The sequence below is a fragment of the Rhodococcus sp. T7 genome (assembly GCF_009872365.1).
Classification (GTDB): domain Bacteria; phylum Actinomycetota; class Actinomycetes; order Mycobacteriales; family Mycobacteriaceae; genus Rhodococcus_F.
Genome location: NZ_WXYH01000322.1, coordinates 1 through 22499 on the forward strand (window position 1 = coordinate 1; position 22499 = coordinate 22499).

Genomic DNA, 22499 nt, shown 5'->3' on the forward strand with positions numbered 1-22499 from the left:
CTGCGCGGCGGCGGCTGGCTGCAGGGCTACAACTGCCAGGCCTTCACCAGCGCGGACGGGCTGATCCTGGCCACCGGGGTCGGGACCAGCCCCGCCGACTACGACTACTTCCCCGACCTCGTCGACAAGGCCGGGCGGGCCGCGCAACTGATCGACACCACCCGCCGCAACACGACCCCCGCCGACACCAACCCCGCCGACACCAACCCGGCCCCGGCTCCGGCTCCGGCTCCGGCTCCGGAGGAGTTGATCGGGGTGATGCTCTTCGACGCCGGCTACTGCTCCCGCGACAATCTCACCGCCCCGGGCCCGGGCCGGTTGATCGCCACCGGCAAAGCCCGTGACCTCGACACCGCGGCGGCGAAGAATCCGGTCACCGGATCCCCACCACCACACGCCGATCCGATCGAAGCGATGACCCACCGCCTGCGCACCGAGGACGGCATCGCCACCTACCGCAGGCGCTCACACATCGCCGAAACCGTGTTCGGGCACGCCAAACACAACCTCGGATTCCGGCGCTTCACCAGCCGCGGCCTCGACCGGGCCCGCAGCGAATGGGCCTTCCACGCCGCCGTCCACAACATCGGCAAGATCCTCACCCACCTCGCCGACGGGAACACCCTCCCGGCCACCACCTGACCGGCAGCCCGGGGCGGGCGGGCCGCACTTTCCGCCGACCCACCCAACGCGCCGAACACAGCCACACCACCGTCACTCAATTCCGCAACAGCCCCCCGGCGGTTAACAAGTACTCACGGGTCAGCGGAGGACGAACAGTTCCCCGAGCAGGGTGGGCGTGAGCACCTCGCCCTTCGGGCCGACGGAGGTGCCGACGGTGAACCCCTTCGCCCCGGGCAGCGTGTCCTGATCGAGGGTTTCGCCGGTTCCGGTGTCGAACGTGAGCATCGCCAGTCCGTCCGAACCCTCACGGACCACTGCGTACCCGGTGGACCCGGCGGTCTGCGCCGGGACACCCAGCTGCAGCAGATCCTTCCGCTCCCAGACGAGTTCGGCGTGATCGCCCTTGTCCTGCAGCGCCAGCAGGTGGCCGTCGGGACCACCCGCCGGGATGATCAGACCGTCCGCGGACGTCGACGGGCTGCCGGCCGCCGCGTATCCGATGTCGTAGCTCCACTTCGGATCACCGGTCGCAGAGTCGATCGCCCACATCGTTCCCCAGTTGTCGTTGGCGTAGACGACGGAGCCGTCGGCCGACAGATCGGGGCTGGACGCACTGCCGCCCGGCAGAGTGTCGCTGGACCATTCCTGGGTGATTGCCGGGTTCTCGCCGCCGGAGTACTTCATCGCGACGAGTTCCGCCTGGGGCGCGCCGGGCGCGAAGAGCGTGAAGTAGAACTTGCCGGACTCGAGGTCGATGGCAGGCATGTTCGCCACCGGGCAGTCGGGCGCGCCGAAGAAGCAGCCGCTCAGGCCCTGGTCGTCCGGGATGATGTCGGCGTTCGCACCGTCGGCGAAGGAGGGCGGCGGGACGAGATCGTACGGCGCCACGACCTTCTGGCCGTTCTGCGTGTTCACCACGTTGATCTGGCCGAGCTGGGTGATGAAGAGAAGATTGCCGTCGCCGGTGAACTGTGCGGACAGCGGCGTCCCGACCACCGGTGTGCGCCAACGCAGCTGGCCGTACTCGTTGAACGAGTTGATGGCGCCGTTCTCGCCGACGTAGACGTTGGCGGCGCCGTCGACGACCGGTGTGGACGCCACGACGCCGGGGGCGAGTTGCCGGCACCAGCGCTTGCGGCCGCTGTCCATCTGGTAGGAGAAGAGATTGCAGCCCTTCTCGGTGCGCGCGGTGACGAAGACCTGGCCGCTCGCCGCCACGGACGCGTAATTCGCGACAGGGCCGCCGAGCGGGCGCGACCACGCGAAGGAGAGGTCGCGGGAACCGGTGACGGGGCTGGTGTCGCTGTTTCGGGCGTCGGCGTGCATGCCGGGCCACCCGCCCGCCGAGAAGATGTCGTCGACCTGCGGTCCGCTGCTGCAGCCGCTGAGGACGACAGTCGAGATCGTCGCCAGCGCCAGTACTGACGAACGTAGGACCCGCCGCATTACATCTCCTCGTCTTCGATAACGCTCGGCCCAGAGACTATCCCGCCGAGGCGGGGCCGAGCGTCACACCCCGAGGCGGGGCCGAGCACACGCCCCGCGGCGGGGCCGAGCGTCACACCCCGAGGGCGGTGTCGGAGTCCGGACGCACCCGAACGGGGGTGCGGGCGGTGAACGTAGGCTGACAGGCTATGACGAGCATGTGGGGCGCACCGTTGCGTACGAGGTGGCGAGGATCCCGGCGGAGCGACAGCGAGCAGGCCCGCTTCCTGACACGCGACTCGCTGCGATGGGTGCTGGCGAACAAGGCGTACACGCCGTGGTACCTCGTGCGGTACTACCGGCTCGCGAAGTTCAAGCTGGCCAACCCGCACGTGATCCTGCGAGGCATGGTGTTCCTCGGCAAGCGGGTGGAGATCCATTCGACCCCCGACCTGTCCCGGCTCGAGATCGGCCGGTGGGTGCACATCGGCGACGGCAACGCCATCCGCTGCCACGAGGGTTCGCTGCGCATCGGCGACAAGGTGGTGTTCGGCAAGGACAACGTCGTCAACACGTACCTCGACATCGAGATCGGTGCGTCGACGCTCGTGGCGGACTGGTGTTACATCACCGACTTCGACCACCGCATGGACGATGTGAACGTCCCGATCAAGGATCAGGGCATCGTGAAGGGCCCCGTCCGCATCGGTCCCGACACTTGGGTGGCGGCCAAGGTGACGGTCCTGCGCAACACGCGCGTCGGGCGCGGCTGCGTTCTCGGTGCGCACGCCGTCGTGAAGGGCGACATCCCGGACTTCAGCATCGCCGTCGGGTCGCCGGCCAAGGCCGTGAAGAACCGCAAAGCGGAGTGGGAGGCCGGCGCGGCCGAACGCGCGAAGTACATCGCGGCCCTCGAAGACATCGCTCGCAAGAAGGCGGCGCAGGAGAACTGAGCGGCGCGGTGGCATAGTCGGAAGGATGGCTGCGTCAGACAGTGAACTCGAGGATCGCATCCGGGCGCTCCTCGACGCCCGGGCCGGCAGTGCGAGCATCTGCCCGTCGGACGTCGCGCGAGCCGTCGCACCCGATGACTGGCGACCCCTCATGGAACCGGTGCGAGAGGCTGCACGGCGCCTGGCCGCCTCCGGCGAGGTCGAGATCACGCAGAAGGGTGACGTGGTAAACCCGGACTCGGCTCGGGGTCCGATCCGGATTCGGCGGGCCCACCCGAAGTGACCGGGCGAATGTACCGCTCGGCGCACCGAAGGCGCCGAACGATCCATTCGCCCGATCGGAGTCCGGTCAGAGCCCGATCAGCGGCCGGGCAGGGGGCGCTCGGGGATCTCCGGCCGCGCCAGTGGATGCCGCACACGACGTTTGGCGCCCGAATACACGTGGACGGTCTCCTCGGCCACCTTGTGCCAGTCGAAATCGGCGGTGAGCCGGTCGCGGGCGGCCACCGCGCGCTGCTGCGCCCCGGCCGGGTCGTCGAGGACCTCCCGGACCGCGGACGTGAGCCCGGTGACGTCGCCCGGTTGGAACGACATGCCCGTTTCGCCGTCGACGACCGCTTCCCCGAGACCGCCCGCGGTGGACGCGACGAGCGGGGTTCCGGAGGCGGCGGCCTCGAGCGCGATGATGCCGAACGGCTCGTACCGGCTGGGCAGGACGATGGCGTCGGCGCCGTGCAGCCACCCGAGCAGTTCGATGTGGTCGAGGTTGCCGAGGAAGTTCACGGCGCGGGCGACGCGGTGGATGCGGGCCTGTTGGTAGAGCCAGGTGAACTGGGTGCCCTCGCCGGCGACCGACAGTGTCGTCCCGGGGTGGCTGCGCCGGATGCGGGGGAGCGCGGCGATGGCGTCCTGCACGCCCTTCTCGTATTCGAGGCGGCCGACGAACAGCAGTTTCGGCGGTCCGGACCGTGGCGCGCGCTCGCGGAAACTCCACGTGGTGAGGTCGATTCCGTTGCGAATCACCGTGATCGGCGGGAGCTGCGGACCGTAGAGTGCGGTCACCTCGTCCTGCATCGACGCGGAACACGTGATGAGCGCATCGGATTCGTTGGCCAGCCACCATTCCACCGAATGCACCTGCCGGTTGATCCGGCCGGAAACCCAGCCGCTGTGCCGTCCGGCTTCGGTGGCGTGGAGCGTGGAAACCAAAGGGACGTCGTAGAATTCGGCCAACGCGATGGCCGGATGCGCCACCAGCCAGTCGTGCGCGTGCACCACGTCCGGATGCCAACCCTCTCCGACACCCGGCTTGTGCAGTGCGACGCCGGCCCGCACCATCGCGTGTCCCATCGCGAGCGTCCACGCCAGCATGTCCTCGCCGAACACGAAGTGCGCGGGGTCTTCGGCGACGGCGACCACCAGGACGCCGTCCTCGATGTGGGTGACGGTGGGATGGGTCGACGCGTCGGTGCCCGACGGCCGCCGCGACAGCACCACCACTTCGTGTCCGGCGGCGGCGAGTTCGGTGGCCAGGTGGTGCACGTGGCGGCCGAGACCGCCGACCACGACGGGTGGGTACTCCCACGACACGATCAGGATCTTCACGACGTCCCTCCCTCGGTACCGGTCAGCCGGTGGTCCCTGGCGGGCAGACGCCGCGCGTCGAGCCCGGGGAACAGGCCGTCGGCGCGGTTCCATCCCTCTGCGAGCCTGCTCGCGGCCGCGTCCTTGCCCGCCGACACGGCGGCGGCGATCTCGCGGGTGGCGTGCGCGTGCTTGTGTGCCCGGTCGCGGGCGTACCCGGCGGCCGAATCCTTGCTGACCATGAACGCCCAGTCGCTCGACACCGTCATCAGTGCCTCGCGCAGCATCTGGTCGTTCACGCGATTCCGGAGCGCGGGACGTCCGGGTGCGGCGTCGTGGTCGTGGGTCTTGTCGACGGTGTCGAGGGCGGTCCCGACCACCTCGGAGTTGAGTTGCACCAGGTCCGCGACCTGATCGCCGGCCCACACCCGCCAGTCCTTGCCGGATCCCCACGACGAGTTCTCGAGCTGGACGGGTTCGCCGACGTAGCCCTGGCTGCGGGCGTCGTCGAGGGTGCCGACCCGGATTCCGGACTCGGGCAGCGCCCGCAGCACCTTCTCGAGCCACTCGGGCCCCTCGTGCCACCAGTGCCCGAACAGTTCCGTGTCGAACGCGGCGACGACGAGCGCGGGCCGGCCGATGCGCTCGGACTCGTCGCGCAGCCGTCTGCGGACGGTGGCGACGAAGTCGGCGACGTGCCGGTCGACGGCCGCCGACGCGAGAGCGGGGTCGTACGGCGCCTTGTCGGCCGAGTCGACCGTGCGGCCGGTGACCCGGGCCGGTTTGAGTCCCGTGGCGTGGTCGTAGGTGTGGAAGTCGCGGTACGCGGCGTGGCCGGGGTAGCCCGACTTCGGCGACCACACCCGGTAGCTGACCTGCAGATCGCGTCCGAACGCGACCACGTCCGACTCCCGGACCGGCCGGCCGAGGGACGTGTCGCCGCGCAGGGCGGGCCCGTCGACCATGAAATGCGTCACGCCGGCGTCGGCGTATCCGGTCTCCATGCCGGGGGTGTACCCGCATTCGGGCCCCCAGATACCTGTCGGCGTGCAGTTCCACCGGGCGGCGGCGTCGGCGAGACCCTCGCGAAGGGAGAACGACCGCAACCGCGGATCGAGCAGCGGCTGGAACGGGTGGGCGAGCGGACCGCCGAGCAGTTCGAACGCCTCGCGGTCGAGGAGGTCGCGCAGCACCGGGGAGCCGCCGTGGCGCCAGCGCAGCTCGAAGTCGGCGAGCGCGGCGGCGGACGCACGGTGTTCGCGCGCACCGAGTTCGCGATGCGCGTCGTCGGGCATGCCTGCCGCCTCGTGCGCGCGGATCTGCCAGTTCCCGAGCCAGTGGTGCATTCCGGCGAGGCAGTGCGGATCGTCGAGCTGAGCTGCCAGAACGGGGGTGATGCCGAGGGTCAGCAGATGCGAGCGACCCTCGCCGGACAGCCGCCGCAGCATCGCGGTGAGCGGGAGATACGACGCCGCCCACGACTGGTACAGCCATTCCTCACCGACGGGCCAGCGGCCGTGGTTGGCGAGCCAGGGCAGGTGGGAGTGCAGGACCAGGCAGAACATGCCCGGCTCCGTCGCGTCGCCCGCTCCGGTGCGGTTGTCGGATTCGGTCACCGAACAGGATCCTTCACCGCGATGGCCACCAGGTCGAGGCTGTCGTCGATGTCGCCCTCATGCAGTGCGAAATCGTCGACGGTGATGCCCTCGACGTCGCGGGTCAGTTCCTCGGGCCAGGGTTCACCGGCGAGTGCGCGGTCGATCTGCGCACCGATGAACGAGCCGCCGTGCTTCGCGTCCAGAGCCTGCAGTCGCGCGCCGTGATGGACGCCGGTCATGAGAGTGACGGTGAATCCGGCTTCCTCGAGCAGTTCGGTCAGCTCGGCCGCGTCGAGTTCGCGGGTGTGGAACGGATTGAGCGGCGTGTCGCGGCCCGGCGAGAACGTGATGCGGTTGGGCGTGCTGACGAGCAGTTCCCCTCCGGGGGTCAGTACCCGGAAGCATTCGCGCAGGAATTGGGACTGGTCCCACAGGTGTTCGATTACCTGGAAATTGACGACGGTGTCGACGGATTCGTCGCCGAGGGGAAGCTCCGCGAGGTTGCCGTGCAGCATCTCGACCCGGGGGTACCGCGAGCGGACGTGTTCGACGGCGGAGATGTCGTAGTCGAGTCCGGTGACGCCCTCTGCCACATCGGCAATCATGTTGGCGCCGTAGCCTTCTCCGGATCCGGCCTCGAGTACCCGGCGTCCCGCGCAGCGGGGGAGGAGTTCGCGGTAGACGACCTCGTGCCGCCGGAACCAGTAGTTCTCCTCGGGGATACCGGGCACGGTCCGCTCGCCCGTGAGGGGCAGTGGTGCGTCCTCGCGGTCGCCGACAAATGATTCGCTCACCGGTGCGAGGTTAGTGCCCCCGGCAAGGTCGCTCGTCCAGGTGGTCTACATCACAGCGGTGAAATGCGGTTTCGGCCGTTATGGTGAACGAGACTTTCGCGCAAGTTACCAACGGGTAACTTAGCGTGAGGTAATCTGTCGCAGAGCAATCGTGCGACGAAATATCGAAAGACGAGAGCTCGGTCCGCGCGGAGCGACTCACGATAACCACGCAAGAACACACAGGAGGTCGACGAAGACCCATGACGAATATCGTTGTTTTGATCAAGCAGGTCCCCGACACGTGGTCCGAGCGCAAGCTGACCGACGGCGACTACACGCTTGACCGCGAGGCCGCCGATGCAGTGCTCGACGAGATCAACGAGCGCGCCGTCGAAGAAGCGCTCCTGATCAAGGAGGCCCAGGGCGGCGAGGTGACCGTCCTCTCCGCAGGTCCGGACCGCGCCACCGACGCCATCCGCAAGGCCCTCTCCATGGGTGCCGACAAGGCAGTGCACATCAACGACCCGGCCCTGCACGGCTCCGACGCGGTGCAGACCGCGTGGACCCTGGCCGCGGCGCTCGGACAGATCACGTTCGAGAACGAAGAGCCCGCCGACCTGATCATCGCCGGCAACGAGGCCACCGACGGCCGCGTCGGCGCCGTTCCGGCCATCATCGCCGAGTACCTGGGCATCCCGCAGCTCACGCAGCTGCGCAAGCTGACCGTCACCGACGGCACCGTCACCGGTGAGCGCGAGACCGACGAGGGCGTCTTCGGCCTCGAGGCGAGCCTGCCGGCCATCGTCAGCGTCACCGAGAAGATCAACGAGCCCCGCTTCCCCTCCTTCAAGGGCATCATGGCCGCGAAGAAGAAGGAAGTTCTCGTCTACACGCTGGCCGACCTCGGCGTCGACCCGGAGACCGTCGGTGTCGCCAACGCGGGCACCACCGTCACCGCCTCCACCCCCAAGCCCCCGCGTACCGCTGGTGAGCGCATCGTCGACGAGGGCGACGGCGGCAGCAAGATCGCTGCCTACCTCGTGGGCCAGAAGATCATCTGATCGCGCCCCTCTACAGACCAGCAGACACATACAGGGAGAGTTAGACATGGCAGAAGTACTGGTGCTCGTCGAGCACGCAGAGGGTGCACTGAAGAAGGTCAGCACCGAACTCATCACCGCCGCTCGCGCGCTCGGTGAGCCGGCCGCAGTGGTCACCGGTCCCGCCGGTACCGCAGACAAGCTGGCCGAGGGCCTCGCCGCCGCAGGCGCGGCCAAGATCTACGTCGCCGAGTCGGACGACATCGAGGGCTACCTGGTCACGCCGAAGGTCGACGTGCTCGCGTCGCTCGTCGAGTCGGCAGCCCCGGCCGCGGTCATCACCGCCGCCAGCGTCGAGGGCAAGGAGGTCTCCGGACGTCTTGCTGCCCGCATCGGCTCCGGCCTGCTCGTCGACGTCGTCGACGTGAAGTCCGACGGCAGTGCCGTGCACTCCATCTTCGGTGGCGCGTTCACCGTCGACGCCAAGGCCAACGGCGACGTGCCGGTCATCTCGGTCCGCCCGGGTGCCATCGAGGCGAAGCCCGAAGCCGGTGCAGGCGAGAAGGTTTCCGTCGAGGTTCCGGCCCAGGACGAGGGCGCCGTCAAGATCACCTCGCGTGATCCGATCGTCGGTGGCGACCGCCCCGAGCTCACCGAGGCGACCGTCGTCGTCTCCGGTGGCCGCGGTGTCGGCAGCGCCGACAAGTTCACCGTCGTCGAGGACCTCGCCGATTCGCTCGGTGCCGCTGTCGGCGCCTCGCGTGCCGCGGTCGACTCGGGCTACTACCCGGGCCAGTTCCAGGTCGGTCAGACCGGTAAGACGGTCTCGCCGCAGCTGTACATCGCGCTCGGCATCTCCGGTGCCATCCAGCACCGCGCCGGTATGCAGACGTCGAAGACCATCGTCGCCGTGAACAAGGACGAGGAAGCTCCGATCTTCGAGATCGCGGACTTCGGCATCGTCGGCGACCTGTTCAACGTCGCTCCGCAGCTCACCGAGGCCGTCAAGGCTCACAAGGGCTGATTTTCCACCGACGGCGGCCCCGTTCCCTTTCCCGGGAGCGGGGCCGCCGTCGTATCTTCCGTCGTTCATCCGGGCTGCATCGACACGACACCCGGGCGACGCCCCCGCGCCGCCCCTGCTCGGTAAACCTGCGCCATGACAACTTCGTCAGTTCTCCGCGCACCGAGTGAGACCGCCGATTCTGTTGTAACCGCACCCAGGTACTCCCTGGTCGTCTCGTCCGACCGCGAACACCGCGTGGCCGCTCAGCGGTTGCGGTACCGCGTGTTCGCGTCCGAACCCGGTTTCTCCGTCCCCGCGCACGCGGACGCCCTCGACGCCGACCGGTTCGACGACTTCTGCGACCACCTCCTCGTCCGGCACGAGGAGACCGGCGAGTTCGTCGGGTGCTACCGCATGCTCCCGCCCGACGCCGCCGCCCAGGCCGGCGGCTACTACACCGCCACCGAATTCGACATCTCGGCACTCGATCCCGTCGGCAACCGCATCGTCGAGATGGGCCGGGCGTGCGTCGACCCCGATCACCGTTCCGGTTCGGTCCTGAGCCTGATGTGGGCCGGGATCCTGCACTACCTGCAGTTGACCGGATACGAGTGGGTGATGGGCTGCGTTTCCGTGCCGATGCGGGAGCACCCCGACGCAATGGCCGGTTCCAACGTCCGCGGCGTGCGTGACCTGCTGCTCCGCAAGTACGGCAGCGACCCGGCCTCCCGGGCCGTGCCCCGGAACCCGGTGCGCGTCGACGGCCGGTCACTCGACGAGATCGACCCGCCCGCCCGCCCGGTCCTGCCGCCGCTGCTCCGGGGGTACCTGCGCCTCGGCGCCAAGGTGTGTGGCGAGCCCGCGCACGATCCGGAATTCGGAGTCGCCGACTTCGTTGCCCTGCAGGGATTGCACGGCGCGAACGAGCGCTACCTCGACCGCCTGCGTTCGGCATCGGCCACTCTCGAGGCGGGGACGCAGGCATGACCGCCGTGTCGGATGCGGCCGCGGTGCCGGAGTCGGCCGCGGTGCCCGTGCATTCGTGGATGCCGTCGAGTCCGTGCGGCGCAGGATGCCTGCCCGCGGAGGCGAACGCCGTGTCGATCCCGACCGTGGTCGTGCGGTGGTGCCTCGTGGTGTCGGCGCTGGCGACGGCGCCGCTCCTGACCGCGGGATGGTTGCTGCCGCGGTCGTGGCGGACCGGTCTGCAGCGTCGGTACGCGGCGATGCTGTTGCGCTGCGTCGGAATTCGCCTCGTCGTGGTCGATCACCGCGGAAAGCGCAGGCACGACGGCGGCCTTCTGGTGGTGGCCGGCCACGTGTCCTGGACCGACGTGCTGGTGCTCAGCGCGCTCGCACCGGCGAACTTCGTCGCCCGCGGCGATCTGCTGGACTGGCCGGTTCTGGGTTCGCTCGCCCGGCGGATGCGGGTCGTCCCGATCGAACGGCAGAGCCTGCGGGCGCTGCCGGGCACGGTGGCGACGACGGCGGGCAGGCTGCGCGACGGCGAACGAGTCGTCGCGTTCCCCGAGGGCACCACGTGGTGTGGACGGGCGTACGGCGGATTCCGGCCCGCGCTGTTCCAGGCGGCGATCGACGCGGAGTGCCCGGTCCAGCCGGTCTCGCTGCGATACACCGGCCGGGGCGGGGAACTGACGACCGGGCCGTGCTTCGTGGGCGAGGAGACGATCGGCCTGTCGATCCGGCGCATCATTCGCCAGAAGGGCGTCAACGCCGAGGTCCGGCTGGCGCCGATCGAGTATCCGGGGGAGTGCCGCCGGGATCTGGCGGCCCGGTGTGAACGCGCCGCACGCGGCGACGAACGCATCGATCTCGCAGCGCACGACATCGTCGATCCGCTGCAGGGTGCGGTCGGGACGGCGGCTGCGGGCATCGAGGCGGCGGAGCGTCTCGTCGCCTGAGCTATCCTGGTCACGTCATGACCTCTGCCCGCAGTGCCGATCACCCCGTCTACCTGGACCACGCAGCCACCACTCCCATGGTGCCGGCGGCCGTCCGGGCGATGACCGACATCTTCAGTACCGTGGGCAATGCGTCCTCGCTGCACGGTTCCGGGCGCGCAGCCCGCCGCCGCATCGAGGAGGCCCGCGAGTCGATCGCCGCCGACCTCGGCGCCAGGCCGTCCGAGGTCATCTTCACCTCCGGTGGCACCGAGAGCGACAACCTCGCGGTCAAGGGCATCTTCTGGGCGCGGCGCGACGCCGACCCCCGCCGGGTGCGAATCCTCGCCGCTGCCGTGGAGCACCATGCGGTGCTCGACGCGGTGGAGTGGCTCGAGAAGCACGAGGGCGCACAGGTCACGTGGCTGCCCGTCGACGAACTGGGCCGGGTGTCGCCGCAGACGCTGCGCGACGAACTCGCCGTCCATGCGGACGAGACCGCGCTGGTCACGATCATGTGGGCCAACAACGAGGTCGGCACGATCATGCCGATCACCGAACTCGCCGCGGTGGCGGCCGAGTTCGGTGTGCCCATGCACAGCGACGCCGTCCAGGCCGTCACACACATCCCCGTGGACTTCGCTGCTAGCGGGCTGTCCGCACTGAGCATCGCCGCGCACAAGGTCGGCGGACCGCAGGGCGTCGGTGCGCTCCTGCTGGGGCGTCAGGTGCCGTGTGCGCCGCTGCTGCACGGCGGGGGACACGAACGCGACCTGCGTTCGGGCACCCCGGACACCGCCGGTGTCGTCGGCATGGCGGCGGCGCTGCGCGACGCGACCGCGAACCTCGACTCCCGCGCCGCGGAACTGTCCGTCCTGCGCGACCGACTCATCGAACGCGTCGGCGAGATCGTCCCGGACGCCGTGCTGAACGGTCCGGTCGGCAGCGCGCGACTGCCGGGCAACGCCCACTTCACGTTCCCCGGCTGCGAGGGTGATTCGCTGCTGATGCTGCTCGACGCCGCCGGGATCGAGTGTTCGACCGGTTCGGCGTGTACCGCCGGTGTCGCGCGCCCGAGCCACGTCCTGACCGCGATGGGCGTGGATGCCGCGACCGCGCGCGGGTCGTTGCGCTTCTCGTTCGGGCACACGTCGACGGTCGCGGACGTGGATGCAGTCGTCGCGGCGCTGCCGCAAATTGTGGAGCGGGCCCGCGCCGCCGGGCTCGCCGGTGTCGGAGCGCGTGGAGGGAATCGTTGATGCGAGTACTGGCGGCCATGAGCGGCGGTGTGGATTCCGCTGTGGCGGCGGCACGGGCAGTCGCTGCCGGACACGACGTGGTGGGCGTGCATCTCGCACTGTCCGCAGAGCCGGGCACGCTGCGCACCGGGTCCCGGGGCTGCTGCTCCAAGGAGGACGCCGGTGACGCCCGGCGTGCCGCGGACGTGCTCGGAATCCCGTTCTACGTCTGGGATTTCGCCGACCGCTTCAAGGAAGACGTGATCGACGACTTCGTGGCCTCGTACGCGGCGGGGGAGACCCCCAACCCGTGCCTGCGGTGCAACGAGAAGATCAAGTTCGCGGCGCTCGCGGACCGCGCGATCGCCCTCGGGTTTGATGCGGTGGCCACCGGCCACTACGCGCAGCTCGAGGACGGTGTGCTGCGCCGGGCCGTCGACGCGGACAAGGACCAGTCGTACGTGCTCGGTGTGCTGACGGCCGAGCAACTGTCGCGGGCGATGTTCCCCGTCGGCGACACCCCGAAGGACCGGATCCGGGAGGAGGCCGCCGAACGCGGCCTCGCCGTGGCGAACAAGCCCGACAGCCACGACATCTGCTTCATCCCGTCCGGTGACACCCGGGCGTTCCTCGGCGCCCACATCGGTGTCCGCCCGGGCAGCGTGGTCGACGCCGATTCGGGTGAGGTGCTCGCGGAACACGAAGGCGTGCACGGGTTCACGATCGGACAGCGGAAGGGTCTCGGCGTCCAGGGCCCCGCGGCCGACGGGCAGCCGCGGTACGTGACGTCGATCGAACCCGAGACCGGCACCGTCCGTGTCGGTTCGGCACGCGACCTCGAAGTGCACGCGATCAGCGCGGACCGCGCCGTGTGGACGTCCGGGAGCGCGCCGTCCGGACCGGTCGAATGCACCGTGCAGGTACGCGCGCACGGCGGACTCGCCGAGGCTGTCGCGGAAGCCGTCGACGGCGGTATCCGCATCTCGCTGCGCGAACCGCTCACCGGCGTCGCGAAGGGGCAGGCCGTCGTGCTGTACCGGACCGACCCCGCAGGCGACATCGTGCTGGGCAGCGGAACCATCTCGGGTACCGACGCGCGTCCGAACACGCAGTGACGCAGGATATCTCACTGGCCGGTGCCGTCACCGGCGTAGGCTCGTGGCCCGGAACGGATCCGCGCGAAGCTGCCACCGTCGTCCTCGGCGAACTCGGCAGGCTTCCACACCTGGTGGAGTTGCCCGCCCGCGGGCTCGGCGCCGACATGATCGGCCGCGCCAGCGCCCTGCTCGTCGATCTGCAACTGGACGTGTCCACCTCCGCCTACCGTGTGGTGCAGCGTCGCGGCTCGGTCGCCAAGCGGGCGACCGACTTCCTGAACCAGGACCTCGACGCGCTCGAGGAAGCGTGGGAGAGTGCGGGCCTCGCCGGGGCCGATCACGTGGTGAAGGTGCAGTCGGTGGGTCCTCTCACGCTGGCGGCCGAGGTGGAACTCGGCACCGGCAGGCGCGTGCTCACCGACCCCGGTGCGGTGCGCGACTTCGCCGAATCGCTGGGCGAAGGACTCGCGCGGCACGCCGCGGAGGTCACCCGGCGTATCGGTGCGCAGGTGCTGATCCAGTTCGACGAGCCACGACTGCCCGCCGTGCTGGCGGGCACACTGTCCGGTAGGTCGAGGCTCGAGACCGTGCGGGCCATGCCGGAACCAGAGGCGCTCGCGGTGCTCGAGGCCGCCCTCGCCGGGTCCGGCGGAGTGACCATGGTGCACTGCTGCTCCGCGGACCTGCCCACCGACCTGCTGCGGCGCAGCAGTGCGCGCGCGGTCGGTCTGGATGTGTCGCAGCTGGCGCCTTCGGATCTGGACGGCATCGGCGAGTTGCTCGACGCGGGCAAGGAGCTGGTGCTGGGGCTGATCCCGACCACCGCCCCCGCCGTGCCCGCCACCTGGCGCGACCTCGCCCGACCTGCGGTGACGCTGATCGACCGGCTCGGATTTCCGCGCACGACGCTGCGGACCCAGATCGCCGTGACACCGGCCTGCGGACTCGCGGGCGCCGACGCGTCCTGGAGCCGCGACGCGCTGAAGTTGTGCGCCGAGGTGAGCAGCGCGTTCACCGACGACCCCGAATCGCTCTGAGTCCGGGGTTCGGTGTCGGCCGGACCGGTTAATCTTCGATGGTGAGTGAATCGACCGAAGCCCCGACCCCGGCCCCCGGACACGTCCGGGAGCACTGGAACGAGCTGGCCGAGGAAGTGCGGCAGCACCAGTTCCGCTACTACGTCCGTGATGCGCCCATCATCTCCGACGGAGAGTTCGACGTGCTGCTGGGCGAGCTGAACGACCTCGAGAACCAGTACCCCGACCTGCGGACGCCGGATTCGCCGACCCAGCTCGTCGGCGGCGGATTCGCCACCGACTTCGCCTCCGCCGATCACCTCGAGCGGATGCTGAGCCTCGACAACGTCTTCGCGACCGACGAACTGCGCACCTGGATCAGCCGGGTTGAGCAGGAGACCGGCCCCGATCTGCACTACCTGTGCGAGGTGAAGATCGACGGAGTCGCGCTGAACCTGGTGTACGAGAACGGCAGACTCGTCCGCGCCGCCACCCGCGGCGACGGCCGGACCGGTGAGGAAGTGACGCTCAACGCCCGCACCATCGACGACATCCCGGAAAAGCTCACCGGCACAGACGAATACCCGGTTCCGGCGCTCCTCGAGGTGCGCGGTGAGGTGTTCTTCCGGCTCGAGGACTTCGCGGCGCTCAACGCGGCGCTCGTCGAGGAGGGCAAGGCGCCGTTCGCGAATCCCCGCAACTCGGCGGCCGGGTCGCTACGGCAGAAGAATCCGGCCGTCACCGCCCGCAGGCGCCTCGGGATGATCTGCCACGGTCTCGGCCGGAGCGAAGGATTCGAGCCTGCCTCCCAGTACGACGCGTACACGGCGCTGGCGGCGTGGGGCCTGCCCGTGTCCACCCACACCGTCCGCGTCACCGGTGCGGACGCCGTCGTGGACCGGGTGCAGTACTGGGGCGAGCACCGGCACGACGTGGAGCACGAGATCGACGGCCTCGTGGTCAAGGTCGACGAGACGTCGCTGCAACGCCGGCTGGGGTCCACGTCGCGCGCGCCGCGCTGGGCGATCGCGTACAAGTACCCGCCGGAGGAGGCCACCACCAAGCTCCTCGACATCCGGGTCAACGTCGGCCGCACCGGCCGGGTCACCCCGTTCGCCTACATGGAACCGGTCACGGTCGCCGGCTCCACCGTCTCCCTCGCCACCCTGCACAACGGCTCCGAGGTCAAACGCAAGGGCGTGCTGATCGGCGACACGGTCGTGCTGCGCAAAGCCGGAGACGTGATTCCCGAGGTCCTCGGGCCCGTGGTGGACGCCAGGACCGGCGACGAGTACGAGTTCGTGATGCCGGCGAACTGTCCGGAGTGCGACACGCCGCTGGCCCCCGCCAAGGAGGGTGACGCGGACATTCGCTGCCCCAACCAGCAGTACTGCCCCGCGCAGCTTCGGGAACGCGTGTTCCACGTCGCGGGCCGCGGTGCGTTCGACATCGAGGTGCTCGGCTACGAGGCCGCGACGAGCCTGCTCGAAGCGAAGGCGATCGGCGACGAGGGCGACCTGTTCTCGCTCACCGAGGACGACCTGCTGAAGACGGCGCTGTTCCGGACCAAGGCCGGCGGGCTGTCGGCCAACGGCCGCAGGCTGCTCGACAATCTCGATACCGCCAAGGACAAGCCGCTGTGGCGGGTGCTGGTCGCCCTGTCCATCCGCCACGTCGGTCCCACGGCGGCGCGTGCGCTCGCGGGCGAGTTCGGGTCGCTGGACCGGATCCGGGAGAGCTCCGTCGAGGAACTCGCGGCCGTCGACGGGGTCGGTGGCACCATCGCCGCGGCCGTCGTCGAATGGTTCGGCGTCGACTGGCACCGGCAGATCGTCGACAAGTGGTCGGCGGCCGGTGTGCGCATGGAAGACGAACGCGACGAATCGATTCCGCGCAACCTCGAGGGACTGTCGATCGTCGTCACGGGTTCGCTCGAGACGTTCTCCCGCGACCAGGCGAAGGAGGCGATCCTCGTCCGGGGCGGCAAGGCCGCGGGTTCGGTGTCGAAGAAGACGGCGTTCGTGGTGGCCGGCGAATCGCCGGGGTCGAAGCACGACAAGGCCGTCGAACTCGGTGTGCCGGTACTCGACGAGGACGGGTTCCGCCGACTGCTGGAGGGCGGACCGGACGCGGTCGCGGATTCCGGAGTGTGACGGGAACCTCACGCTCGAGTTTTGGGCGGCGTGAGCTGTCCTGTCATAGTTCTGGACATGATCGAGATTCGGAATGCGACACCGGACGAGTACGAGGCCGTCAGCGACCTCACGGTGATCGCCTACGTGGGCGGCGGACACGTCGAGGCACACGATCCGTACACGAACCGGTTGCGCGACACCGCTGAACGGGCAGACAAGGCGGAGGTTCGGGTGGCGGTGATGGAGGGCCGGGTCGTGGGTTCCGTCACGATCGCGGAACCCGCGTCCCCGTACGCTGACGTCGCGCAGCCGGGGGAACTCGAATTCCGGATGCTCGCCGTGTCCCCCGACGCCCGCGGGTCCGGCGTCGGGTCGGCGCTCGTGCGGCACGTGCTCGACACGGCCTACGACCGCGGCGACCGCGCGGTGGTGATGTCGACCCAGCCGGACATGGAAGACGCCCGCCGCATCTACGACCGCAACGGCTTCGTGCCAGTGCCCGAACGCAATTGGGCGCCCGTGCCGGGTGTCGAGCTCACCGTCCTGGTCCGCGAACTGGTCTGAGGCGACCCCAGCCCCGGACCTCCCGGCCCCGGAGCTCCCCAGCCCCGGACCTCCCCAGCCCCGGACCTCCCGGCCCGGGGCGGATGTCAGCTCAGTACTGTCGCGATGATGCCGGCGAGGTAGCCCAGCCGGGCGATCTCGGACGGACGGAACTCCGGGCCGCCGGGGCGGCCGAGCATCAGCACCCGGCCGGTGGTCCCGAGGGGAGCCGCGGCGAGGGTGGTGTTCATGTCGCGCCACACCTGCGGAACCCAGTCGCCCTCGCCGTCGAGCGCGGTGGGCTTCTCCAGCGGCATCCACGGGATCTCGGTGGCGTGCGTCTCGGGCGCTCCGGAGCTGCCGACCACCCGGTATGCGCCGTGGGGGCCGAGATCGGCGACCACGGACCAGCCGACCCGGAGCACCCGCGGGGCGCCGTCGACGAGGACCTGCAGTCGATCGTCCGCGGCGGTGGCGACCTGGTCGATCAGCTCGAGCTCGCGGTGGGTGTCGAGTATTCCGGCGTACGGCCGGATGGAGTCGACGGTGACGCCGGGCAGGTTCTCGGCGGCCGTGATGAGGGTGTCGGGGAGCGATCCCGGCTCGACATCGACGACGAGGTCGTCGATGGCGAATCCGGCACCCCGTTCCACCACGTCGAGCGACAGAATGTCAGCACCCACCGAGCCCAGGGCGACGGCGAGAGAGCCGAGGCTACCGGGACGGTCGGGGAGCTGGACGCGAAGCAGATACGACACGTGCGTCCCTTTCACCACGAGATAGACGCGGGAGTACCTGCGACCCCCGTCGCTCACCATCCTTGCACTTTCGTTCCCGAGTATGCGGTCCCCCCTGCGGCTTCGCCCGGGTCGGAACGGGGACTCGCAGGTCGCGCTCGATTCGTGACATCGCCGATACGGATTCGCCTCGTGCACGAAACACGACGGCCCAAACATGGGTGCATGAACACCACGGCAACGGGAGTGACGACGTCCGTCTCGAGGCGGGTGGCGGCGGGCCGCGAGCAGGAGTTCCTGCGCTGGACGGACGCCGGGATGGCGATGGCGGGCACGTTCCCGGGATTCCTCGGCGGGGGCTGGCTGCGCGCGGCGTCCGACCCCGAGCAGTACCACGTGGTGTACCGGTTCGCGGACGAGCACACGCTCGACGCGTGGACCACCTCGCCTGCGCGGAAGGTGTGGGTGGGGCGGGGGACGGGTCTGGCGCAGGACACGGTGACGCACCGGCTGACCGGGGTGGAGGGCTGGTTCGAACCGCAGTCGACGCTCACCCACGCCGTGCGGGTCTCTGCCCCACCGCCGCGGTGGAAGCAGGCGGTCACGATCTGGCTCGGCTTCTTCCCGATCTCGCTGCTCGTCGCGATGTTCGTCACTCCCCGGCTGGCGCCCCTGGACGTGGTGACCCGCACCGTGGTGGCGACGGTGCTCACGACTCCGGTGATGGTCTTCGTGGTTCTGCCGTTCCTGACGGCCAGGTTGCGGCGCTGGCTGCACGGCTGATCCGACCACTGCTCTAGGCTGGGACCCACTTGTGTACGTCCGAATGTGTACGTCCGAACCGAAAGGGGCCCCGCGGTGCCTGCCATCTCCCGTGACGAGGTCGCGCACCTCGCGCGGCTGTCTCGACTCGCCCTGACCGATGCCGAGCTTGACGAGTTCGCCGGTCAGCTGGACTCGATTCTCAGCCACGTGAAGGTGGTCACCGAGGTGCCCGCCGAGGATGTTCCGCCGATGGCGAACCCGAACGCCGTCACCAACGTGACCCGTCCCGACGTGATCGTTCCCGGCCTGACGCCCGAGCAGGCGCTGTCCGGCGCGCCGGCCGTCGAGCAGGATCGTTTCGCCGTCCCGCAGATTCTTGGAGAGGGCGAATGAGCGCCGATCTGACCACTCTCGACGCCGCAGATCTCGCGTCGAAGATCCACAGCCGTGAGGTGTCGTCCGTCGAGGTCACCCAGGCGCATCTCGACCGCATCGCCGCGGTCGACGGTGAACTGAACGCCTTCCTGCACGTGGCGGGCGAACAGGCCCTCGTGTCGGCGAAGGAGGTCGACAGCAGCCTCGCCGCAGGCGATGCTCCCGCCTCCCCGCTCGCGGGAGTTCCGTTGGCGCTCAAGGACATCTTCACCACCACCGACATGCCCACCACGTGCGCGTCGAAGATCCTCGAAGGCTGGATCGCGCCGTACGACGCGACGCTGACGAAGAAGCTGCGCGAGGCCGGCATCCCGATCCTGGGTAAGACCAACCTCGACGAGTTCGCGATGGGATCGTCCACCGAGAATTCCGCGTACGGCCCCACCCGTAACCCGTGGGACACCACCCGCATCCCGGGCGGCTCCGGCGGCGGCAGTGCCGCGGCACTCGCGTCCCGGCAGGCCCCGCTCGCGATCGGCACCGACACCGGTGGCTCGATCCGCCAGCCCGCCGCCGTCACGGCGACGGTCGGCACCAAGCCGACGTACGGCACGGTCTCCCGCTTCGGTCTCGTCGCCTGCGCGTCCTCGCTCGACCAGGGTGGCCCGTGCGGCCGCACGGTCCTCGACACCGCACTGCTGCACGAGGTCATCGCCGGGCACGACCCGCGCGACTCCACGTCGATCGACGCGCCGGTGCGTCCCGTGGTGGCGGCCGCGCGCGAGGGTGCGGGCGGCAACCTGAAGGGCGTGAAGGTCGGTGTGGTCAAGGAACTGCACTCCGACAGCTACCAGCCCGGGGTCATCTCCTCGTTCGATGCCGCCGTCGCGCAACTCACCGAACTCGGTGCCGAGGTCGTCGAGGTGTCGTGCCCCAACTTCGAGTACGCGCTCGCGTCGTACTACCTCATTCTGCCGAGCGAGGTGTCGTCGAACCTCGCGCGGTTCGACGCCATGCGGTACGGGCTGCGCATCGACCAGGGCGACATGAGCGCCGACCAGGTGATGGCCGCGACGCGTGCCGCCGGCTTCGGCCCGGAGGTCAAGCGTCGCATCATGATCGGCACCTACGCCCTGTCGTCCGGCTACTACGACGCCTACTACGGCCAGGCTCTCAAGGTGCGGACGCTCATCGCCCGGGACTTCGACAAGGCCTACGAGAAGGTGGACGTCCTGGTGTCGCCCACCAGTCCGTTCACGCCGTGGAAGCTGGGCGAGAAGGTCGGCGACCCGCTCGCGATGTACCTGTCGGACCTGTGCACGCTGCCCACCAACCTGGCCGGGCACTGCGCGATGTCGGTTCCGTCCGGGCTGTCCGCGGACGACGGTCTGCCGGTGGGACTGCAGATCATGGCTCCCGCACTGGCCGACGAGCGGCTGTACCGGGTCGGTGCCGCCTACGAGGCTGCACGCGGTCCGATCGGCTCGCCGAGCTAGGGGCAGTCGGGCAGGGCGGTGCCCTGCTCGCTGCCGTAGCGGTGTCCGTGACCGGACGCGAAGTTCAGCGCGGACACCAGGTCGACACTGGTCTGCAGGAACGTGATGCCCGGAATCCATTGGGGGACCGGCGCATCGCGTACCGCGAGCGAGAGGTCGGGCCGGTGCAGGATCAGGTCGGGGGACCACCACACCACCGGGTCGGACGTGTTCGCCAGTACCGTTGCGCCGTCCGTCAGCACGGAGCCGGCGGGCGGGCCCGACCACAATGCGCCGCAGACGCGTTCCCGGAGTTGGTCGGCGTCGGTGAAAATCGCGCTGCCGCCGACGGAACCGAGGCTCTGGCCGTAGACGTAAAGCGCCGGGCGCAGGATCTCGGGTAGGTCGGCGATCCGCTCGGCGACGGCGTCGAACAGTGCCGTCGCCGAGTCGTCTGCGGCGGAACGTCCGAACACGAACGTGATCCAGCTCGGCAGATACGAGTACTGCATGCCGACGATCGCGACGTCGTCGGCGAAGCGTTCCTCGAATCCTTCGGCCGCGTTCTCGTCGATCCAGCCCGAGCCGGTGGGCACGGTCACGACGATGGCGGACCGGGCGAAGCCGCCCGCCCGTTCCAGCTCCGAGACCGCCAGCGCTGCACGCGATTCGACGTCGGGAGCCGAATCCATTCCCACGTAGGTGCGGATGGCGGCCGACTGCTCGCCCGCAGCCACGAACCGCCGTCCCTGGCGCCCGAGCGACTCCCAGCTGATAGCGGACTCCGGACCGCCGGACGATTCGGCGGACACCGGCCGGTGCAGGGACACGTCGACGAGCGCGTTGGAGTCGCTGTAGGAACGGGACATCATCCCCCACAACGCGGGTCCGGCGACCAGTTGCAGCCCGGTCGCGAGTACGACGGCGGTGGTGGCGCTGCCGATCCAGCCGAGGCGGCGGGCGACCGCGGCGACGACGCTGCCGATGCCGGCGAACAGCAGGAAGGTCAGCGCCACCCCGATGATCGCCTGTATCCAGTGGTCCGGCCCGATGCCCGGCATGCCCATGGCGGCGCGCAGCGAATCCTGCCAGTGGTCGGCGAGCACGATCGCCCATGTCACCACGATCATGGCGCCGATCAGGACCAGCAGACGCACCGAGTCCCGCGGAGGGTGATGGGGGTGTGAGCGCGTGACGAGTTGCCGGAGCAGACGGACGAGGACGGCGATCCCGAAGCCGACCGCGGCGAGGAACCCGGTGAACAGTGCCTGTGTCAGCGTACTGCGGGGAAGCAGTGAGGGGGCGAGCGACGCGAGTGTCGCGGTGGTGACGGCGATCGTCGAGGAGGCGCGGGGGAGGGCGGAGATCGGAATCGTCGTGGTCAGTGTGCGGCGCAGGGTATTCGGCGCGGTACGCGACCGGGGGTGCGCCGGGCTCCGTCCGGGACCGGACAGAGCCGCGGTGGTCATGCGATCGCTCCGACCGGACGCGGGCGGCGGCGGATCGACCACGCCACGCCTGCGAGTAGTGCGGCGCCCGCGGCGCCGGCCAGCGCGTACGGGAGCCCGGCTTCGGTGACCGGTGTCGAATAGCCTTGACGCCAACTGTTTCCGGTGACGGCGGTGGTCGCGATGTTGGCCATCACGAAGCACTGTGCCCGCGTCTGCTCGTCGAGACGGGTGTCGCACGCGGTGTGCATTCGCTGATCCAGTTGCGCGTCGAGCGACTGCCGCGCCCAGGGGCCGAGATCCTCGCCGGACCGCGACGCGTACCGCAGGAGGTCGTAGCCGAGGTCGTGCGCCTTGCACGCGGTGTCGAACTCGAGCGGCAGCGGCACCGGGGAGGAACAGTCGCCGCCGGGATTGGCGAGCATGCCGTCGATTCGCACCGGTGTGTACCCCATCACCGATGCGAAGTCCTCGGGAATGGAGTCCTCGGTGAGCGCTTCCGGTGTGGTGAGCGTGCGCACCGCGGCGGACGCGGCGACGTTCTCGTGGCGGGGCGTGCTCGCCGCGCCGGTGCCGGCGAATCCTGTGGTGGTCAGTAGCGCGGTGGCCGCGCACGCCACCGCGGCCCAAGTCGTTCTCCGTGTCCCCGTCGTTCGCATGACGACGACGTTATGAATTCGTGTTGCGCAGCCACATCACTCCCGGGTCCGGTTCGATCACTGGCCTCGTGGGGGAGAGGGCTCCGATCTCATACTCCGGTACT

General features: G+C 69.7%; 22 protein-coding genes. 15 read left to right on the forward strand and 7 right to left on the reverse strand.

The features are described 5' to 3' along the window. Positions 1 to 642: transposase (locus MLGJGCBP_RS25185; protein WP_201453192.1), on the forward strand; the 642-nt coding region annotated here is incomplete at its 5' end. Positions 643 to 762: 120 nt separating this feature from the next. Here the strand turns inward: MLGJGCBP_RS25185 and MLGJGCBP_RS25190 are convergent. Next, a complete protein-coding gene (locus MLGJGCBP_RS25190) occupies positions 763 to 2070 on the reverse strand; it encodes an outer membrane protein assembly factor BamB family protein (RefSeq protein ID WP_160098821.1) in 1308 nt (435 codons plus the stop codon). A 188-nt stretch (positions 2071 to 2258) separates the two neighbouring features. Here MLGJGCBP_RS25190 and MLGJGCBP_RS25195 point away from each other — a divergent pair, with 188 nt between their 5' ends. Both MLGJGCBP_RS25195 and MLGJGCBP_RS25200 read left to right on the forward strand, forming a co-directional pair. After that, complete coding sequence (locus MLGJGCBP_RS25195) at positions 2259 to 3002, forward strand: acyltransferase (protein WP_087556601.1); 744 nt, start codon at positions 2259 to 2261, stop codon at positions 3000 to 3002. A gap of 25 nt (positions 3003 to 3027) precedes the next feature. Further along, the gene (locus MLGJGCBP_RS25200; RefSeq protein ID WP_160098823.1) at positions 3028 to 3285 is read left to right on the forward strand and encodes a DUF3253 domain-containing protein; all 258 of its coding nucleotides are present in this window, start codon (positions 3028 to 3030) and stop codon (positions 3283 to 3285) included. 77 nt (positions 3286 to 3362) lie between these two features. On the opposite strand, the gene MLGJGCBP_RS25205 is transcribed toward MLGJGCBP_RS25200, so the two are convergent. Genes MLGJGCBP_RS25205 through MLGJGCBP_RS25215 form a run of 3 tightly spaced genes read right to left on the reverse strand, consistent with a single transcriptional unit; the run spans position 3363 to position 6978 of the window. After that, entirely contained in the window at positions 3363 to 4607 is a 1245-nt protein-coding gene (locus MLGJGCBP_RS25205) for a glycosyltransferase family 4 protein (RefSeq protein ID WP_087556599.1), read from the reverse strand. Then, positions 4604 to 6202: a 1,4-alpha-glucan branching protein domain-containing protein gene (locus MLGJGCBP_RS25210; RefSeq protein ID WP_201453193.1), complete on the reverse strand. Its 1599-nt coding sequence runs from the start codon at positions 6200 to 6202 to the stop codon at positions 4604 to 4606. The genes MLGJGCBP_RS25205 and MLGJGCBP_RS25210 overlap by 4 nt, the downstream gene beginning before the upstream one ends. Next, positions 6199 to 6978, reverse strand: coding sequence for a class I SAM-dependent methyltransferase (locus MLGJGCBP_RS25215; protein ID WP_160098825.1), 780 nt, complete (start codon positions 6976 to 6978; stop codon positions 6199 to 6201). The genes MLGJGCBP_RS25210 and MLGJGCBP_RS25215 overlap by 4 nt, the downstream gene beginning before the upstream one ends. Positions 6979 to 7220: 242 nt before the next feature. Between MLGJGCBP_RS25215 and MLGJGCBP_RS25220 the strand changes: the two genes are divergently transcribed. From MLGJGCBP_RS25220 to MLGJGCBP_RS25260, 9 genes are all read left to right on the forward strand, one after another. Then, positions 7221 to 8021 (forward strand): electron transfer flavoprotein subunit beta/FixA family protein, encoded by an 801-nt coding sequence (locus MLGJGCBP_RS25220; RefSeq protein WP_073359191.1) that lies wholly within the window; start codon positions 7221 to 7223, stop codon positions 8019 to 8021. Between the two features lie 46 nt (positions 8022 to 8067). Continuing rightward, entirely contained in the window at positions 8068 to 9024 is a 957-nt protein-coding gene (locus MLGJGCBP_RS25225) for an electron transfer flavoprotein subunit alpha/FixB family protein (protein ID WP_087556597.1), read from the forward strand. Between the two features lie 135 nt (positions 9025 to 9159). Then, positions 9160 to 9993: a GNAT family N-acetyltransferase gene (locus tag MLGJGCBP_RS25230; protein WP_160098827.1), complete on the forward strand. Its 834-nt coding sequence runs from the start codon at positions 9160 to 9162 to the stop codon at positions 9991 to 9993. Next, positions 9990 to 10928 carry a lysophospholipid acyltransferase family protein gene (locus MLGJGCBP_RS25235; protein WP_160098829.1) on the forward strand — a complete coding sequence of 313 codons (939 nt, stop codon included), beginning with the start codon at positions 9990 to 9992 and terminating at the stop codon, positions 10926 to 10928. Before MLGJGCBP_RS25230 ends, MLGJGCBP_RS25235 begins: the two co-directional genes overlap by 4 nt. A gap of 17 nt (positions 10929 to 10945) precedes the next feature. Then, a complete protein-coding gene (locus tag MLGJGCBP_RS25240) occupies positions 10946 to 12166 on the forward strand; it encodes a cysteine desulfurase family protein (RefSeq protein WP_160098831.1) in 1221 nt (406 codons plus the stop codon). Next, positions 12166 to 13260 (forward strand): tRNA 2-thiouridine(34) synthase MnmA, encoded by a 1095-nt coding sequence (gene mnmA / locus MLGJGCBP_RS25245; protein WP_160098833.1) that lies wholly within the window; start codon positions 12166 to 12168, stop codon positions 13258 to 13260. Before MLGJGCBP_RS25240 ends, mnmA begins: the two co-directional genes overlap by 1 nt. Further along, on the forward strand, positions 13257 to 14279 hold the full coding sequence (locus MLGJGCBP_RS25250; RefSeq protein ID WP_160098835.1) for a methionine synthase: 1023 nt from the start codon (positions 13257 to 13259) through the stop codon (positions 14277 to 14279). The genes mnmA and MLGJGCBP_RS25250 overlap by 4 nt, the downstream gene beginning before the upstream one ends. Positions 14280 to 14320: 41 nt before the next feature. Beyond that, positions 14321 to 16411 (forward strand): NAD-dependent DNA ligase LigA, encoded by a 2091-nt coding sequence (gene ligA, locus MLGJGCBP_RS25255; RefSeq protein WP_160099027.1) that lies wholly within the window; start codon positions 14321 to 14323, stop codon positions 16409 to 16411. Between the two features lie 57 nt (positions 16412 to 16468). After that, entirely contained in the window at positions 16469 to 16957 is a 489-nt protein-coding gene (locus MLGJGCBP_RS25260; protein ID WP_160098837.1) for a GNAT family N-acetyltransferase, read from the forward strand. Between the two features lie 86 nt (positions 16958 to 17043). On the opposite strand, the gene MLGJGCBP_RS25265 is transcribed toward MLGJGCBP_RS25260, so the two are convergent. Further along, positions 17044 to 17694 (reverse strand): amino acid-binding protein, encoded by a 651-nt coding sequence (locus MLGJGCBP_RS25265; protein ID WP_025432327.1) that lies wholly within the window; start codon positions 17692 to 17694, stop codon positions 17044 to 17046. Positions 17695 to 17898: 204 nt separating this feature from the next. Here MLGJGCBP_RS25265 and MLGJGCBP_RS25270 point away from each other — a divergent pair, with 204 nt between their 5' ends. The 3 genes from MLGJGCBP_RS25270 (at position 17899) to gatA (ending at position 20309) form a co-directional block, all read left to right on the forward strand. After that, positions 17899 to 18456: an antibiotic biosynthesis monooxygenase gene (locus MLGJGCBP_RS25270; RefSeq protein WP_160098839.1), complete on the forward strand. Its 558-nt coding sequence runs from the start codon at positions 17899 to 17901 to the stop codon at positions 18454 to 18456. Positions 18457 to 18531: 75 nt separating this feature from the next. Further along, the gene (gatC, locus tag MLGJGCBP_RS25275) at positions 18532 to 18831 is read left to right on the forward strand and encodes an Asp-tRNA(Asn)/Glu-tRNA(Gln) amidotransferase subunit GatC (RefSeq protein WP_005240352.1); all 300 of its coding nucleotides are present in this window, start codon (positions 18532 to 18534) and stop codon (positions 18829 to 18831) included. Then, positions 18828 to 20309, forward strand: a complete 1482-nt coding sequence (gene gatA / locus MLGJGCBP_RS25280) for an Asp-tRNA(Asn)/Glu-tRNA(Gln) amidotransferase subunit GatA (protein WP_087556589.1) — start codon at positions 18828 to 18830, stop codon at positions 20307 to 20309. Before gatC ends, gatA begins: the two co-directional genes overlap by 4 nt. Here gatA and MLGJGCBP_RS25285 read toward each other — a convergent pair. Both MLGJGCBP_RS25285 and MLGJGCBP_RS25290 read right to left on the reverse strand, forming a co-directional pair. Continuing rightward, positions 20306 to 21757 carry an alpha/beta-hydrolase family protein gene (locus MLGJGCBP_RS25285; RefSeq protein ID WP_160098840.1) on the reverse strand — a complete coding sequence of 484 codons (1452 nt, stop codon included), beginning with the start codon at positions 21755 to 21757 and terminating at the stop codon, positions 20306 to 20308. The genes gatA and MLGJGCBP_RS25285 overlap by 4 nt on opposite strands. Then, entirely contained in the window at positions 21754 to 22395 is a 642-nt protein-coding gene (locus MLGJGCBP_RS25290; RefSeq protein WP_160098841.1) for a hypothetical protein, read from the reverse strand. Before MLGJGCBP_RS25290 ends, MLGJGCBP_RS25285 begins: the two co-directional genes overlap by 4 nt. Positions 22396 to 22499 lie beyond the last annotated feature (104 nt).

Coding starts and splice junctions, on each gene's coding strand:
- MLGJGCBP_RS25260 (WP_160098837.1), top strand. CDS start 16,469: ATGATCGAGATTCGGAATGCGACACCGGACGAGTACGAGGCCGTCAGC.
- MLGJGCBP_RS25190 (WP_160098821.1), bottom strand. CDS start 2,070: ATGCGGCGGGTCCTACGTTCGTCAGTACTGGCGCTGGCGACGATCTCG.
- MLGJGCBP_RS25195 (WP_087556601.1), top strand. CDS start 2,259: ATGACGAGCATGTGGGGCGCACCGTTGCGTACGAGGTGGCGAGGATCC.
- MLGJGCBP_RS25240 (WP_160098831.1), top strand. CDS start 10,946: ATGACCTCTGCCCGCAGTGCCGATCACCCCGTCTACCTGGACCACGCA.
- MLGJGCBP_RS25225 (WP_087556597.1), top strand. CDS start 8,068: ATGGCAGAAGTACTGGTGCTCGTCGAGCACGCAGAGGGTGCACTGAAG.
- MLGJGCBP_RS25220 (WP_073359191.1), top strand. CDS start 7,221: ATGACGAATATCGTTGTTTTGATCAAGCAGGTCCCCGACACGTGGTCC.
- MLGJGCBP_RS25235 (WP_160098829.1), top strand. CDS start 9,990: ATGACCGCCGTGTCGGATGCGGCCGCGGTGCCGGAGTCGGCCGCGGTG.
- MLGJGCBP_RS25230 (WP_160098827.1), top strand. CDS start 9,160: ATGACAACTTCGTCAGTTCTCCGCGCACCGAGTGAGACCGCCGATTCT.
- MLGJGCBP_RS25200 (WP_160098823.1), top strand. CDS start 3,028: ATGGCTGCGTCAGACAGTGAACTCGAGGATCGCATCCGGGCGCTCCTC.
- MLGJGCBP_RS25285 (WP_160098840.1), bottom strand. CDS start 21,757: ATGACCACCGCGGCTCTGTCCGGTCCCGGACGGAGCCCGGCGCACCCC.
- MLGJGCBP_RS25270 (WP_160098839.1), top strand. CDS start 17,899: ATGAACACCACGGCAACGGGAGTGACGACGTCCGTCTCGAGGCGGGTG.
- mnmA (WP_160098833.1), top strand. CDS start 12,166: ATGCGAGTACTGGCGGCCATGAGCGGCGGTGTGGATTCCGCTGTGGCG.
- gatA (WP_087556589.1), top strand. CDS start 18,828: ATGAGCGCCGATCTGACCACTCTCGACGCCGCAGATCTCGCGTCGAAG.
- MLGJGCBP_RS25290 (WP_160098841.1), bottom strand. CDS start 22,395: ATGCGAACGACGGGGACACGGAGAACGACTTGGGCCGCGGTGGCGTGC.